This is a genomic window from Paenibacillus chondroitinus NBRC 15376 (assembly GCF_004000765.1).
Classification (GTDB): domain Bacteria; phylum Bacillota; class Bacilli; order Paenibacillales; family NBRC-103111; genus Paenibacillus_E; species Paenibacillus_E chondroitinus.
The window spans coordinates 324,937-340,269 of sequence record NZ_BILW01000002.1 but is presented as its reverse complement, the minus strand read 5'-3'; the positions used below and the strand labels follow the sequence as shown (position 1 = coordinate 340,269).

Annotated in this window: 12 protein-coding genes; all 12 read left to right on the top strand. The window is 45.1% G+C overall.

All coding sequences use genetic code 11. The features are described 5' to 3' along the window. Positions 1–8 precede the first annotated feature (8 nt). The 12 genes from PCH02S_RS03990 (at position 9) to PCH02S_RS03935 (ending at position 15,294) form a co-directional block, all read left to right on the top strand. Entirely contained in the window at positions 9–1,016 is a 1,008-nt protein-coding gene (locus tag PCH02S_RS03990; protein WP_218033139.1) for an ABC transporter substrate-binding protein, read from the top strand. A gap of 128 nt (positions 1,017–1,144) precedes the next feature. Beyond that, complete coding sequence (locus PCH02S_RS03985) at positions 1,145–2,758, top strand: response regulator (RefSeq protein WP_127450294.1); 1,614 nt, start codon at positions 1,145–1,147, stop codon at positions 2,756–2,758. Then, entirely contained in the window at positions 2,751–4,544 is a 1,794-nt protein-coding gene (locus PCH02S_RS03980) for a sensor histidine kinase (protein WP_127450292.1), read from the top strand. Before PCH02S_RS03985 ends, PCH02S_RS03980 begins: the two co-directional genes overlap by 8 nt. Beyond that, positions 4,541–5,515, top strand: coding sequence for a substrate-binding domain-containing protein (locus PCH02S_RS03975; protein WP_127450290.1), 975 nt, complete (start codon positions 4,541–4,543; stop codon positions 5,513–5,515). The genes PCH02S_RS03980 and PCH02S_RS03975 overlap by 4 nt, the downstream gene beginning before the upstream one ends. A 392-nt stretch (positions 5,516–5,907) precedes the next feature. After that, positions 5,908–7,881 (top strand): ABC transporter substrate-binding protein, encoded by a 1,974-nt coding sequence (locus tag PCH02S_RS03970; RefSeq protein ID WP_246068936.1) that lies wholly within the window; start codon positions 5,908–5,910, stop codon positions 7,879–7,881. Between the two features lie 88 nt (positions 7,882–7,969). Further along, positions 7,970–8,968 (top strand): ABC transporter permease, encoded by a 999-nt coding sequence (locus PCH02S_RS03965; protein WP_127450288.1) that lies wholly within the window; start codon positions 7,970–7,972, stop codon positions 8,966–8,968. 2 nt (positions 8,969–8,970) lie between these two features. Beyond that, complete coding sequence (locus tag PCH02S_RS03960) at positions 8,971–10,116, top strand: ABC transporter permease (RefSeq protein WP_127450286.1); 1,146 nt, start codon at positions 8,971–8,973, stop codon at positions 10,114–10,116. 104 nt (positions 10,117–10,220) lie between these two features. Further along, positions 10,221–11,189, top strand: a complete 969-nt coding sequence (locus PCH02S_RS03955) for an ABC transporter ATP-binding protein (protein ID WP_246068935.1) — start codon at positions 10,221–10,223, stop codon at positions 11,187–11,189. Positions 11,190–11,191: 2 nt separating this feature from the next. Next, positions 11,192–12,217 (top strand): ABC transporter ATP-binding protein, encoded by a 1,026-nt coding sequence (locus tag PCH02S_RS03950; protein WP_127450282.1) that lies wholly within the window; start codon positions 11,192–11,194, stop codon positions 12,215–12,217. Then, entirely contained in the window at positions 12,207–12,761 is a 555-nt protein-coding gene (locus tag PCH02S_RS03945; RefSeq protein WP_127450280.1) for an HAD family hydrolase, read from the top strand. Before PCH02S_RS03950 ends, PCH02S_RS03945 begins: the two co-directional genes overlap by 11 nt. A 34-nt stretch (positions 12,762–12,795) precedes the next feature. After that, a complete protein-coding gene (locus tag PCH02S_RS03940) occupies positions 12,796–13,836 on the top strand; it encodes a LacI family DNA-binding transcriptional regulator (RefSeq protein ID WP_127450278.1) in 1,041 nt (346 codons plus the stop codon). Between the two features lie 363 nt (positions 13,837–14,199). After that, complete coding sequence (locus PCH02S_RS03935; RefSeq protein WP_127450276.1) at positions 14,200–15,294, top strand: putative 2-aminoethylphosphonate ABC transporter substrate-binding protein; 1,095 nt, start codon at positions 14,200–14,202, stop codon at positions 15,292–15,294. The last annotated feature ends 39 nt before the right edge of the window (positions 15,295–15,333 follow it).

Sequence of the window (15,333 nt, the reverse complement as noted above, 5' to 3'; positions counted from 1 at the left end):
ACGACAAAATGAAAAACAAAATGAGTAAAGTTGTCATGGTCACCGTTGCGCTTACACTTTCTGCATCTCTTCTCGCTGCTTGCGGCTCAAGCTCAACCTCCAGTACAACAACATCATCTTCAGCCAAGCCTGCTTCTTCGAACGCTTCCAAACCTTACATTCCTGTAATTTCCAAAGGTTTCCAGCATCAATTCTGGCAAGCGGTGAAGCAAGGCGCTGAAAAGGCGGCCAAAGAATTCGACGTGAATATTACGTTCGAAGGCCCGGAAACCGAAGCGCAGGTCGATAAACAGATAGAAATGCTGCAAGCTGCGCTGGATAAAAAACCAACGGCCATCGCCTTCGCAGCGCTGGACAGCAAAGCATCCGTTTCGCTTCTGCAGAAAGCGAAGTCCGCGAATATACCGGTTATCGGCTTCGATTCCGGCGTAGACAGCGACATCCCCGTCACGACAGCGGCGACGGATAACAAGAAAGCCGCAGCGCTCGCCGCTGACAAAATGGCGGAGAAGATTGGCGATGCCGGTGAAGTTGCGCTTGTTGTGCATGACCAAACGAGCCGCACCGGCGTTGATCGCAGAGACGGCTTCGTTGATCAGATGAAAGCGAAGCATCCCAACATCAAAATCGTTGATATTCAATATGGCGGCGGCGACCAATTGAAATCAACCGATTTGGCCAAGGCGATCATTCAAGGGCACCCGAACTTGAAAGGTATTTTTGGAGCCAATGAAGGCTCGGCGATTGGTGTCGTTAATGCGGTGACGGAACTCAAAAACGATAAGATTGTCATTATCGGCTATGACTCGGGCAAAGCGCAAATTGACGCCATCAAGAGCGGCAAAATGGCTGGGGCTATTACCCAAGACCCGATCGGAATCGGCTATTGGTCCGTCAAAGCGGCGGTAATGGCGAGCAAAGGCGAAAAAGTAGAGAAAACCATCGATACTGGCTTCCACTGGTATGATAAAACAAACATTGACTCTGCTGAAATTAAGGCGCTGCTGTATAACTAAGATTAGATGAGGTTGCTCTTAAGTGGGCAACCTCTTTCCCAAAAAGAAATTCCAGACCACTACAGGAAATGTAAGCGCTATTCTCGAATAAAGTTGAGGTTCAGATTTGTAAAACCTGAGGTGGTAAGGTGTATACCCTGATCATAGTTGATGACGAAGAAGCAGTACGGGAAAGTATTCGTGAAAAAATAGATTGGGAGGCCTATGGCTTTGAGTTAATTGGTTCTTATGGTGATGGGAGAGAGGCCTTGGATTCCCTCGAAATCCGTGTGCCGGATGTGATTATTACGGATATTTCGATGCCTCACATGGATGGACTGGCGCTTGCCGCAGCCATTGCTGATCGTTACCGGGATATTACCGTCATTATTATGACGGGGTTCGGTGAATTCGAATACGCCAAGCAGGCCGTGAAACTGAAGGTTTATGAATATGTGATGAAACCCGTTGGCCATCACGAATTTACGGGCATTTTGCAGCATTTGAGAAAAGAGCTGGATGAGAAGCGGTTAAGGAATGAAGATCTGTCCAGGCTCCAAAGCCAATTAAATATGAGCATGCCTTTATTGCGCGAGCAATTTTTAGAACGCATGGTCACCAGTGAAGTGAAGAAAGAGCAGATTCTGAATAAATTTGCTCTGTTTCATTTGTCACTCCCTGGGCCGCACTATATGGCGGCAACGTTAGATGTGGAAGAGTTTATGTATCCAATGGCTGCGAAAATAAGCTCGGAGACCGAATTGCTGCGGTTTGCCGTGTATAATATTGTTCACGAAATTTTTGAGTTAGAGCAAGGCGGTATTGTCTTTCGAACGAGAGACGAGCGAATCGGCATCATTTTCTCAGGGGAAATGCCTTATTTGATTCTGGCTGTCCAGAAATACGCCGAGCAAGCCCTGCAGTGCATAGAAAAGTATGTGAGAGTTCGCGTTTCGATTGGGATTGGCAGACCGTACCGAACGATGGAGGAGCTGTCCAAATCGTATTCCGAAGCGGGATCGGCGCTCGATTATCGATTTATGGTCGGCAAAAATAAGATTATTTCCATTGAAGATATCGTGCATGGGAAAGGCAAATTGCAGGTGCATCATGCAGAATGGGAGCGCAAGCTGATCGCGGCGTTGAAAACAGGGAATAAAGAGCTTTTTGCCAGGCTCTTGAATGACTGGATGCATGAGCTGCGCGCTTCGCAATCCTCGGTAGACCGCTGCTACATTTATGTGCAAAGGCTTCTTGTCGCCATCATTCAAGTATTTGAGGACTCCGGCCATGACGCCCTGGAGGCTGCGGATATTCTCGGACAGGTTCGAGCCTACAAAACCTTAGATGAAATAAAAGGGTGGCTGGAGTTGATATGCCTGCAGTTGTTTGAACAGGTCATGATGAAAATGGCGCAAGATGTAGACTCTTTGTTGATCCGGTCTGAAATGTATATTCTCGAAAACTATCATAATGAGAACTTATCGCTGAATGAAGTGGCCCAACACGTCTACATGAGCATGAATTATTTCAGCGGGCTGTTCAAGCAAAAGAAAGGCCAGTCCTTCATTGAATATGTCACATGGATACGCCTTGCCAAAGCAAAGGAACTGTTAACCGAGACGAATTTGAAAGCCTATGAAATTGCCGCGAAAATTGGATACAGTGACCCGCAGTATTTCAGCGTGATTTTTAAGCGGCATCATGGGATGACGCCCAAAGAATATAGATCAGCAAGCAGAGAGGGGAGCTCTCTTGAATAAAAGGCGTTTCTTTCGATTTAAAAGCATTCACACAAGCATAGCTGTCGCTTTCTCCTGTTTGATCATAGGCACTACGCTTATCCTGAGCTACAACACATACCGCCAGTCGTCGGACTCCGTTACCGAAAACTCGGTACAGTATACGAATGAGCTGATCAATCAGGTTGGAACAACGATTGAGACGTATATTGACAATATGAAGAGTATTTCGTCCCTGCTATATAACAATGGGCAAATCAGACAATATCTGACGATGACGGACCCACATTCAGAAGTCGGACAAAGCCTGGTCAACGCGATTGAAAGCTCCCTGCAAGTTATCGTTCAATCCAGAAATGACATTAGCGCAATTCTTTTTATAGGCTCCAATGGGGCTGTCATCTCCGACCGGGAGCAGAGCGCCCTGAAGAGTTATCCGGAGTTAATTGCGCAGGATTGGTATACGAAAGCGAAAAATGACGCCATCTATATTTCTTCCTCAGAAGTTGAACACGTCTATCACAACGAATATCCCTGGGTCATCTCCATGAGCCAGCAGTTTCGGGGCGACGATCGAATCAACAAGACCGGCGTGCTGCTGATCGATTTGAATTACACGATTATTAATGACCTCTGCAGCCATATTCAACTAGGCAAGAGAGGGTATGTGTTTATTGTCAATTCCGAAGGAGACCTCGTTTATCACCCTCAGCAGCAGATCATCCATACGAATTTGAAAAGTGAACCTATTAAAGCGATTCTGGCCTCGGGAGACGGGCAGTTATCCTTGAAAGAAAATGAGCATGAAAAAATCTTATCGATTCGAACGACGAATTTTGGTTGGAAAATTGTTGGTGTCACGTATCCCGAAGAGCTGGTTGGCAATAAAAAAAAGATGCAGCTGTCAACGGTTCTGTGGGGCAGCGTGTGTTTGATCATCGCGCTCGGCATTTCGATCGTGCTATCGTTTACACTCAGCCGGCCGATCAAGAAGCTGGAAGCGAATATGAAACAGGTGGAACAGGGCAACTTTGACATTCGGGCTGATATTACGCAAGCCGATGAGATTGGGAAATTAGCAAGGAGCTTCAATGTCATGCTGGTCAAAATAAAGGACCTCATGAAGCAAATTGTTCATGAAGAGGCGCTGCTCCGGACAAGTGAAATCAAAGCGCTCCAATCCCAGATCAACCCGCATTTCTTGTATAACACGCTGGAATCGATCATTTGGATGGCCGAAACGAACAAAATGAGAGAAGTCGTGAAAATGACCATGGCCCTCTCCAAAATGCTGCGTTACAGTATAGGCAAAGGGGAACAAGAAGTTTCCGTATCCATGGAAATGGAGCACTTGGCTAACTATCTAACGGTGCAATCCATGCGATACACCAATAAATTTTCGTACGCGATTGAGGTTGAACCCGAACTGCAAGGCTGCCGTATGCTAAGGATAATGCTTCAACCGCTCGTGGAAAATGCGATATACCATGGCATCAGGCGTATGGAAGAACGGGGGCATATCCGCATCGTAGGGCGGATGGTTGACGGCGTCATCCAAATTACGGTAAGTGATAACGGGTTAGGGATGGATAAAGCCAAGCTGCAAGGCTTGCTTGGAGCGGGACCAGGACAAGGACCAGATTCGGAATCTTCCAAGGATCAGGGGCTAGGTGTTTGGAATGTGCATCATCGTATTCAGCTGTTCTATGGTACAGCGTATGGCTTGTCTTTCGAAAGCGAACCGGAAGAAGGGACGACAGTCACATTGCGAATTCCTTGCTCCGAGTTGGAGGTGAAAGACGAATGAAGCGCTGGTTACTTTTAATTGTCATAGCGATCCTATCAATGGTTGTTTATGTGTTTGGTTTAAAAGCGGCAGGTAAAAATAATCAGCCCATCGTTTTTGTGCCCAAGACGATTGATAAGCAAATTGAGTTTTGGCAGGTCGTCGAGCAAGGCGTCAATGCCGCTGGCGCAGAGATGGGGAGCACAGTGAAGGTTGTCGGCACAGACACGGAAAAAGATGTCGATGGTCAAATTCGGTTGCTGCGTGAAGTCATAGCGATGAAGCCGAAGGCGATTGTCTTGTCGGCTTTAGATTTCGAGCGAACGGTGCCTATTGCGCACGAGATTGTAAAAGCCGGTATTCCCTTAATTACCGTGGATTCCGGTCTTAAGGGAGGCATTTCCAAGTCGTTTATCGCTACGGATAATGTGGAAGCGGGGAAAAAAGCGGGTGAAGCGCTGATCCAGACGCTGCCGAATCGCGGGCAAGTAGCCATTATAAATTTCATTAAAGGGTCATCTACTTCCATTGAAAGAGAAAACGGGCTTCGCTCTGCCATTCAGAGGGACACGGGCTTCCAAATCCTGAATACCTACTACAGCGAGGGATCTTCGGAGAAAGCGTACGACATTACGATGCAGCTGCTGAAGGATTACCCGAATCTGCAAGGAATAGTCGGATTAAATGAGCCTTCGACCCTTGGCGCGGCCAAAGCGCTTCACGATTGGAAGAAGCCAGGAGAGATCAAGCTGATTGGCTTCGACAGTTCTATGGAAGAAATCGGTTTCCTGGAAGAGGAAATCATCCAGGCCATGGTCGTCCAGAAGCCGTTCAATATGGGCTATGTGGCATTGAAGACGGCAGTTCAACTGAGCAGTGGGCAGAAGGTGGAAGGAAGGATCGATACGGGGTCGGAGGTTATCTGGAAAACGAACATGTATACGAAACCGAATCAGAAGCTGCTTTTTCCAATCCTGGATAAGCGTCCTTAGTGGACGCTTTCAGGATTTTTTCTTTTCGACAACATTTGACACCAAATTTTCCCAAAAAAAGTTGTTGCATTTTCCAATATTACACGGTACGATACAGATAATAGTTAAGCGCTTACATAATGAGCGAGCACGATTAAATCAGTTTAACATAATCCATACCATACGTTTAATTCCACTCAAAAGAGGAGATTACCCGATTGTTATGTACGTTGTTAAACCGGTTTAATATGTTGTTTATCGTTTTTTATTGCTTTGTTAGGAAAGCGCTTTCCCTAGTCCCCGCATACTTAAACCGGTTTAAGCTTGAATCTATCTAGGGGGTGGATAGGAATCAATTTCCAGCTCGTGATGAGGAAGATTGAAATACCAGATGAATGATGGAGGGGATAGCTTTGAAAACGAATCGCCTATTTTTGGGCATAATGCTGATGGTGTTCGCTGTTGTTTTTGCTGCCTGCGAGAGTGCAAGTGAAGTTAGTCCAACGGCAAGCTCATCTGTTAAAGAGGCAACGGCGGCTCCCGTAGCACCCGCTCCTGCAAAGACAGACGGATTCAAAGAAGCTCCTATGCTGACTAAGCTAGTAAGCGCAGGTACGTTAAAGCCGGTGGCTGAGCGTATGCCTGCCAAGGAAGATATTATGGTTGAAACCGTATCCGAGGAAATTGGTAAATACGGTGGAGATTGGAAGTTGCCATGGACCGGACCGAATGACCGGTGGACAGTAGGTCAGCCTACGGAGGAAGCTCTGTTCCGTTTTAAAAAAGATGGAAGCACGATTGAACCTAATGTGGCCAAAAGTTATGAGGTCAACAAAGATTCTACAGAATTTACGATTCATTTAAGAAAGGGTATGAAATGGTCGGACGGGGTGCCGTTTACCGCCGATGACGTGCTGTTTTACTGGGAGCACATGCTGACCAAAGAAACGTTTGGTAAAAAAATATATGACGCTTATTATTCCGTAGACCCTGTATCGGGGGAGAAGGCTTTGGCGACGGTTACGAAGATAGATGACTACACCTTTAAGGTTGTACATAAGTATCCAAGCGTACAATTCCTGGAACGTGTTGCGATAGACAACAAATGGTTCTTCGCGCCGGCGCACTTCCAAAAAACGATACTCCCTGAATTTGTAGGTCAAGAGAAGGCACTTGAGATTGCGAAAAAATGGGGCTTCGAAGACGTAAAAACATTCTTAGTCGCAACAGGCTACTATTATTGGGTTAATCCGCAAATCCCGACATTGCGGGCTTGGGTGGCCAAAAATGACCCCAACAGCGATCAGTTTATTATGGAACGTAACCCCTATTACTGGAAAACGGACAAAGAGGGTAATCAGCTTCCGTATATGGATCGTATCGTTGCAACCAAAGTACAGGATCCTGCTCAACGTATTCTAGGTGCGCTCGCTGGAGATTACAATTTGCTTGACTTCGATTTTAAAGACTTCACTGTGCTCAAGGAAAATGAGAAAAAAGCAGGGTTTCGCGTTTTGTCTTGGACGACGCCCAATTGGTCGAGCGCTGGCCTGCAGTTGAATCAGACGATTGCAGATCCGAATCTGCGCAAGCTGTTTCAGGATATTAGATTTAGAGAGGCCCTGTCGGTTGCTGTAGATCGGAAAGAAATTTCGGAAATCGTAACGAATGGCTTGGGTGCTCCTCAGCAGGCATCGGTTCCTGAAGGGCTGGTTGGCTATCAAGCAGGATGGGCAGATCAATGGAGTAAGTTCGATGTGAATCGAGCTAATCAGCTGCTGGATGAGATTGGCTTGACCAAACGCGATAAGAATAATTTCCGGCTCAATGCAGATGGTTCTGATCTAACCATTACGATCATTGAAGGCAGTACGAGTACAGCAAGCTTCCTTGAACTTGTCAAAAAGTATTATGAAGCAGTGGGCATTAAAGTAGACCTTAAAGTTGTGGATCAAGGAACTCATCAGGAACTCAAATATGCTAACAAAATTCCTGCGACGACTGAAAATATCTCACTGGTTAACGTAGCTTTCCGTCCGGATACGCTCGTTCCTCTGAGGGTGCTGACGCCTTGGTATGGACATTACGGGTTGTACTCGTCTTCCAATGGCAAAGAAGGGGTCAAACCGGAAGGCGATGTAGCTTTAATTCTCGACTACTGGAACAAAGTTAAAGCGTCAACAAGTAAAGAGGAGATCGAGAAGTGGAGCAATGAGATTGTGAAGCTGCATCAGAAAAATCAATGGATTATCGGTTACGCCGGTCCTACACCGCGCCTTGTAGTAGCTTCCAATAAAATGGGCAACGTACCCAAAGACTTAGTCTATTCCGATGAATTCCGCAGCTTGGGGCACGGTCATCCCGCGCAATTTTTTATCAAACCATAAGTAAGCTTTGGGCGAAAATAGGGGGATCCCGAATCCCCCTGTATCGTTTAGCGGTATTCTTGAATTAAACGGAGAGGATAGGGTAGAGATGCTTCACTATATTTTAAAAAGAATCGTCTTGGTTATACCGGTTATTTTCTTTATCTCCATGATTGTCTTCTACATTATTCAGCTTCCCCCAGGTGACTACGTGTCGACTTATGCGGCTAAAATGTCGGTTGCCGGTGATGTCATGTCAGACGCTGATATAGCTGCAATGCGCGCAAGTCTGAAATTGGATCAGCCCTGGTTTTTTCAATATCTGGCTTGGATGAGCAATATGATAACGAACTTCGACTTCGGCTATTCTTTCAGCTATAACAAGCCGGTTACGACGGTTATCTCGCAATATATGGGGTTAACGATTGTCGTCTCTTTGGTCACGATGGCATTCACATACGCAGTGGCGGTTCCGATCGGCATTTACTGCGCCGTAAAGCAATATTCGATTGGTGATTATATTTTTTCGGCTGTTGGCTTTCTTGGCATGGCAACGCCGCATTTCTTGATGGCCATCATCTTAATGTATTTGTCGTATGTTTACTTTGGCGATCCCTTATTAGGTCTCTTTTCAAGTGAGTTCGTTCATGCAGGCTGGTCGTTCGATAAGGTATTGGATTTACTCAAGCATATGATCATTCCTGTTATCGTCATTGGGCTAGCGAATACGGCAGAATTGATTCGAGTTATGAGAGGCCAGATGCTGGACGAATTGAATAAGCCGAATGTGGTGACGGCGAGAGCAAAGGGCTTATCGGAAACAAAAATATTAATCAAATATCCGACACGCGCAGCTATGAATCCGATCGTGAGCACAATTGGTTGGTCACTCACCTCTATATTTACAGGTTCTACTATTACGGCGATTGTTCTCAATCTTCCCATCCAAGGGCCGGTCATGTATAACGCTCTCTTAGCGCAGGATATGTACTTGGCGGGTACATGGCTGTTGTTTATGGCTGTTTTGACGGTTCTGGGTACATTGATTTCAGATATTTTATTGGCATGGCTCGATCCAAAAATTCGCACAGAGTTCAGAGGTATGTGACCATGAAAACGATTCCAATTGTCGGAAGACAGAAGATAGCGCCAGTAAAAGAAGCTCCCAAAAGTGATCTTTCCCACAGCTCACAATGGCGGCTCATGTATCGTCGTTTAAAAAAGCATAAATTGGCCCGGATTAGCCTGGCGATTCTTGCGTGCTTTTATGTAGCGGCCCTATTTGCACAGTTTATTGCGCCTTATGGCTTGCAAAGTTATGACAGTAAATACGTGAACGCTCCACCAGTGAAAGTGAGCTTTAAGGACGCAGATGGCCAGTTCCATTTGAGACCGTTTGTGAATGAGCTGAAATCAGGAAGAGATCCTGTGACACTCCGTAAAATATTTGTGCAGGACGAGAACGTTCGTCACCCTGTTCGTTTCTTTGTAGAAGGTGAAACCTACAGGTTTTTAGGACTGTTTTCTACAAATATTCATCTATTTGGCGTCGATGCTCCGGGACGTATCTTTTTATTCGGTACGGATGGTATGGGCAGGGATTTACTTTCCCGTGTATTTCTGGGGAGCCAAGTTTCATTAAGCATTCCTCTCATCGGCGTATCAATAAGCTTCGTTTTGGGATTATTTATCGGAGGGGTGTCCGGTTATTTCGGAGGTTGGTTAGACTCGATTATACAGCGGAGTATTGAAATTATTAGGTCTTTTCCGACGCTGCCTCTCTGGATGGCATTGTCAGCCGCCATTCCTGCCAGAGTTCCTATCGTTACGATGTATCTGTATATTGTTATCATTTTCGCCTTTATCGGGTGGACGGAATTAGCCAGGGTTGCGAGAGGAAAGTTCATCTCTTTGAAAAATGAGGAGTATGTGTTGGCAGCCAAAATTGCCGGCGTGAGTGACGCGAAAATCATTATTAGACATTTATTGCCTGGTTTTATTTCCTATTTGGTTGTGGCAACAACCTTAGCCATACCTGGCATGATTCTTGGTGAAACCGCAATGAGCTTCCTGGGGCTCGGAATACGCTCGCCTGCTACGAGTTGGGGCGTTCTGCTCCAAGAAGCACAACAGATCGAGAATGTTGCTTTGTATCCCTGGAAACTGATTCCTTTAGGTTTTGTCATTGTGACGGTTTTAACCTTTAACTTTCTCGGCGACGGATTGCGCGATGCTGCCGATCCATACAAGAAGTAATACACTCTAGTCCAAAGTGAGGGGATAATATGACATCGCAAGCCACCGTTTCACAATCTGAACACCCCCTTCTGTCAGTCCAAGACCTCAGGATTCGCATTCAAATGGATAATGGAGAAATGAAGGCTGTTGATGGCGTTGACTTTGACATAAAAAAGGGGAAGACGCTGGGCCTTGTTGGCGAGTCTGGCTGTGGGAAAAGCTTGACGAGCAGAGCGATTATTAGCATTAATCCCAAAGAGTGCGAAACCACCGGAAAGATCGTGTATCACTCCGAATCGGAGAAGGCTTTAAATCAGTTGGATTTGTTATCGTTACCTGCACGGAGTAAACAAATACGTTCCATTCGTGGCAGGAAAATAGCGATGATTTTTCAAGAGCCGATGACTGCTTTTTCACCGATGTACACGATTGGAAATCAGATTATGGAAGCTATATTAATTCACCGAACGAAGAACAAAAAAGAGGCTAAAAAAATAGCGCTTGAAATGCTTGGCAAAGTCGGAATCTCGGATCAGGAGAAACGTTTTGACCAATTTCCGCATGAATTCTCCGGGGGGATGCGTCAACGGGCGATGATTTCAATGGCCTTGTCCTGCAACCCGGAATTGCTAATTGCCGACGAGCCTACTACTGCGCTCGATGTCACGATTCAAGCACAAGTGTTGGAGCTTATGAAAGAGCTTCAACGTGAATTTGGTATGGCGATCCTGCTGGTCACTCATGATCTTGGGATTATTGCCGAAATGTGTGATGAAGTAGCTGTCATGTACTTGGGGAAAATAGTCGAACAGTCTACAGTGAAGGAGATTTTCAATAACCCTAAACATCCTTACACCAAAGGGTTGCTCAAATCCATGCCCAAATTATCCGGAAACAGGCATGCAAGGTTGGAATCCATCGATGGAACAGTTCCCATGGCAACCAATATGCCGCCGATGTGTGGTTTCTACGAGCGCTGTTCAGATCGAATCGAGGGTGTATGTAATAGGCAGAACGTTCCCAAAACGTATATCTCCGATAACCATATGGTGAGATGTTTTCTCTACAAGGCTGAGGGTGAGGGAGAATAAGGATGTCTAAACCAATATTACAAGTAAATCAATTGAACAAGGATTTTCAGGTGAAATCCAAAAATAAGCTGTTTAGCAAACCTTCCTCCATCCGCGTGCTGAATAATGTTTCTTTTGAGCTTTTGGAAGGAGAGACATTAAGCATTGTTGGTGAGTCGGGCTGCGGTAAAACGACATTAGGACGTTGTATTGTGAGAGGGATGGATGCAACATCCGGGCAAGTTCTCTATCGTCCGGAGGGAGAAGAGCAAGTCGACTTTTTGGGATTAAGGGGAAAAGCATTCAAGAAATATCGGAAAGATATTCAAATGATTTTTCAGGACCCTTTTTCGTCTCTTAGTCCTAGAATGAGCGTGTATGACATTATATCCGAACCACTTTTGGCCAATTTCAAGTTGTCGAAATCGCAATTGGATGAGAAAGTGACGTTCATCGCTGAAAAAACGGGTTTAAATGTCAGTTATCTCAAACGTTATCCTCACGCCTTCTCTGGGGGACAAAGGCAGCGGATAGCGATTGCGCGATCTCTCATTTCCCAGCCAAGACTCATTGTCTGCGACGAAGCGGTGTCGGCCTTGGATGTCTCGATTAAAGCGCAAATTATTAATTTGCTGAAGGATTTGCAAGAGCAGCTTCAAATTACGTATATCTTCATTTCTCATGACTTATCTATCGTACAAAACATATCCGATCGGGTCGCGGTCATGCACCTGGGTAAAATTGTAGAGCTGGCGCCTGTTGATTCGTTATTTACCCATCCGATGCACCCGTATACCGAAGCGCTTTTGTCAGCCGTACCAGAGCCAGATCCCGATACAAAGAAGGATCGGATTATTCTGGAAGGAGAAGTTCCTAATCCGGCTAATCCTCCAAGCGGTTGTCATTTTCACCCAAGATGCAGGTATAAAACGGACAAATGCGTGCAGCAGGAACCTGAGCTGCAAACTGTGGACAATGACAATAACCATTTTGCTGCGTGTCACTACGCAAACCAATTAAATTTGAGAGGTGTCATTCATGAATCCTAATACGACCAATAGTTCAGCACCAAAGAAATTGATTGTTTTTCTGGATTGCGGCGACACCATTATCGATGAAGGCACGGAAATTAGAGATGATCACGATATTGTCATTCAAGCTAATGTGATTCCAGGAGCCGATGTCATGGTAAAAACGCTGGCTGAACGAGGGTATACTTTAGCTATTGTAGCCGACGGCAATGCGCAATCCTTCAAAAATATTTTGACGCAAAATGGTTTGTACGATTATTTTACAACGATGGTGTATTCGGAAACGGTTAAAGCCTCCAAGCCGAGTCCTCGGATGTTCAAAGCAGCGATTGGCGCATTGGATCTCAGCGAGCAGGATTGCTACCGAATTGTCATGGTCGGCAACAACTTGAGCAGGGATGTCAAAGGGGCTAACCAAATGGGAATCACAAGCGTCTTCTTGAGCTGGACGCCACGTTATCCGAAGCTGCACGCAGACGAAAGCGAAATCCCTCAATATACAATTAGTCATCCACTGGAGTTAATTGAATTAGTCGAGCAGCTCAATGACAAATTAGCATAAATGGATGGTTTTCTGAAGGGATGTTAATAAGGATATGGCTAAAATAGATGACGTTGCCAAATTAGCTCGAGTTTCGAAGGGAACTGTTTCCAATGTTTTTAGCCAAAAGAGGCCTACAAGTAATGAAGTGAAAGAGCGGGTATTACGTATTTCCAAGCAGCTGAATTATGTGCCGAATCATATCGCACGCAGCTTGGTGACGAAGAAAACGATGGCGATCGGGTTAACCATTCCGCATGGTAACTTCTTTTTTAGCGCATTTCATACGCAATTTATCAATGGGGTCATACTCGAAGCCTCTTATTACGGATACCGGGTGCTGCTTGATATGATTCCTTTGCAAAAGGTTCAAACCCCTTTCTTGTCTAGTTATCCAATCGATGGGGCTGTTGTCATGCGACCAACTACCAATGACGAGCGAATACATCTGTTGGCTTCGGAAAATATTCCATTTGTTACGGTTGGCAGGGTAATGAATCCAACGGTACTTAATGCTTATAGTGTGGATAACGACAATCAAGCGGTTAGTTATCATATTTGTAAATATTTGATTGAAAAAGGTCACCGGAATATCATGTTTTTAAATGCCAACGAGTTAATGACGGTATCCATTGATAGAAAAGAGGGCTTCATCAAAGCGATGGAAGATCACGATCTTCACGTAGAAGAGCACATGATCCATCATAAGCCCGATTTAAGTTCAAACGTATACATGGATTATGGCTACGAGGAAACGATGACTACTTTAGGTAAGCTTGGGAAAGGGGTAACCGCGATCATTGCGGATGATGACCACGCGGCCTTCAGTGCCATCAATGCAATGAAAGATCTTAATCTCAAAGTCGCTGAAGATGTTTCAGTCTTCGTTATCTGTGGTGATCTTTCCATGATGGTTCAATCAAACCCGTCTCTAACCAGTATGGATTTGCAGCCTTCGGAATTAGGTGCTCAATCCGTCAGATTGTTAATGAAACAATTAGGCGTGCTGCCCAATGACTTCCAAAGAAATGTCATTATTCAAAGTAAAATAGTTGAAAGAAATTCTTGCTCCACGCCGGGGAACTTGGTTAAATGAATAAAAGGTCTGCTCCGAAACGGGGGCAGACCTTTTATTCATTCGTAGGGAATCTTCCAGCTAGTCCGTATAGTTCAGTGGCTTTGCGTGATGTTAATGTTATATTTCGTGACATTAAAGTATTGACACATTCGCAGAGGAAAGATTATAATTCTATTATAAAAACAACCAAAAACAATTAAAATCAATTAATTAAAGTTGTTTTTATGTTTGTTAATGAAGCAAACGATGTGGGGGGGATCTTTGATCGATTGCCGATCAGCGAAAACAACGTTTTGCATCCAGAGCATACAAAATTAAAGCAGAGAGAAGCGTGTGTATTATCGGAAGGAACAGATTATAACCAGGAGAGGAATCGGAACAATGAAAAAATTAACTAGAGGTTTAGTCGTTGCGGTGACATTTGTTTCTATATTATCGGCATGTGGCAAATCCGCAACCATCAATCAGTCGACACCTGGAGCAGTCACAAGTCCTGCTGGAACAGGCAGCGTAGATTCAGCCAGTAAGGAATTGACGGTATATACGGCACTGGAAGATGATGCGATCAAGAGCTATCTAGCTAGTTACAAGAAGAAATATCCTGATATTAAACTTAACATTGTCCGAGATTCGACGGGGGTAATCACGGCCAAGCTGCTGGCCGAGAAAGACAATCCGCAAGCAGATATCGTGTGGGGATTAGCGGCAACAAGCTTGTTGGTGCTCGATCAGAACAATCAGTTAGAACCTTATGCTCCGCAAGGGATAGAACGCATACTGCCTGAATTTAAAGATAAAAATGTACCGGCGCATTGGGTGGGTATCGATGCTTGGGAAACAGCCTTCATCGTCAACAAAACAGAGATGGATAAACGTAAATTGCCAATTCCTGAATCCTATGCTGATTTGATTAAACCGGAGTATAAAGGGCTTATTACCATGCCTAACCCATCCTCCTCAGGCACAGGTTTCTTGACGGTATCCGGATTGATTCAATTGGAGGGCCAAGACAAAGCATGGAACTATATGAACAAACTGCATGATAATGTTGCCATGTATGTCCACTCCGGGTCGAAGCCGGCCAAGTTGGCGGGTACGGGCGAGTACCCAATCGGCATTTCTTTTGGATATCGCGGCTTGCAGGAGAAGAAAAACGGTTCCCCGGTCGAGGTTGTGTTCCCGAAAGAGGGCTCCGGCTGGGATGTAGAAGCCAATGCACTGATTAAGAAGAAAACGATTAAACAAGTGTCTCAGCAGTTCCTGGACTGGGCAATTACAGATGAAGCTATGAAAGAATACAACAAAAATTATGCGATTTTGGCAATCAAAACCGACAATTCGCAGCTTCCTGAAGGCTACAAAGTGGACCCGATAAAACAATTGATCAAAAATGATCTCAATGAAATTGCGAAGAATCGGGCAAGCATTCTGGCTGAGTGGGATCAACGTTATAACACGAAGAGCGAACCGAAATAACTCGCCATCAAGTTAATAAAACGGCTGCTGTCCGGATCT

Bases quoted from the DNA above. Each gene is read 5' to 3' on its own strand.
- PCH02S_RS03960 (WP_127450286.1), top strand. From the start codon at position 8,971: ATGAAAACGATTCCAATTGTCGGAAGACAGAAGATAGCGCCAGTAAAA.
- PCH02S_RS03945 (WP_127450280.1), top strand. From the start codon at position 12,207: ATGAATCCTAATACGACCAATAGTTCAGCACCAAAGAAATTGATTGTT.
- PCH02S_RS03975 (WP_127450290.1), top strand. From the start codon at position 4,541: ATGAAGCGCTGGTTACTTTTAATTGTCATAGCGATCCTATCAATGGTT.
- PCH02S_RS03955 (WP_246068935.1), top strand. From the start codon at position 10,221: ATGGATAATGGAGAAATGAAGGCTGTTGATGGCGTTGACTTTGACATA.
- PCH02S_RS03950 (WP_127450282.1), top strand. From the start codon at position 11,192: ATGTCTAAACCAATATTACAAGTAAATCAATTGAACAAGGATTTTCAG.
- PCH02S_RS03935 (WP_127450276.1), top strand. From the start codon at position 14,200: ATGAAAAAATTAACTAGAGGTTTAGTCGTTGCGGTGACATTTGTTTCT.
- PCH02S_RS03990 (WP_218033139.1), top strand. From the start codon at position 9: ATGAAAAACAAAATGAGTAAAGTTGTCATGGTCACCGTTGCGCTTACA.
- PCH02S_RS03965 (WP_127450288.1), top strand. From the start codon at position 7,970: ATGCTTCACTATATTTTAAAAAGAATCGTCTTGGTTATACCGGTTATT.
- PCH02S_RS03940 (WP_127450278.1), top strand. From the start codon at position 12,796: ATGGCTAAAATAGATGACGTTGCCAAATTAGCTCGAGTTTCGAAGGGA.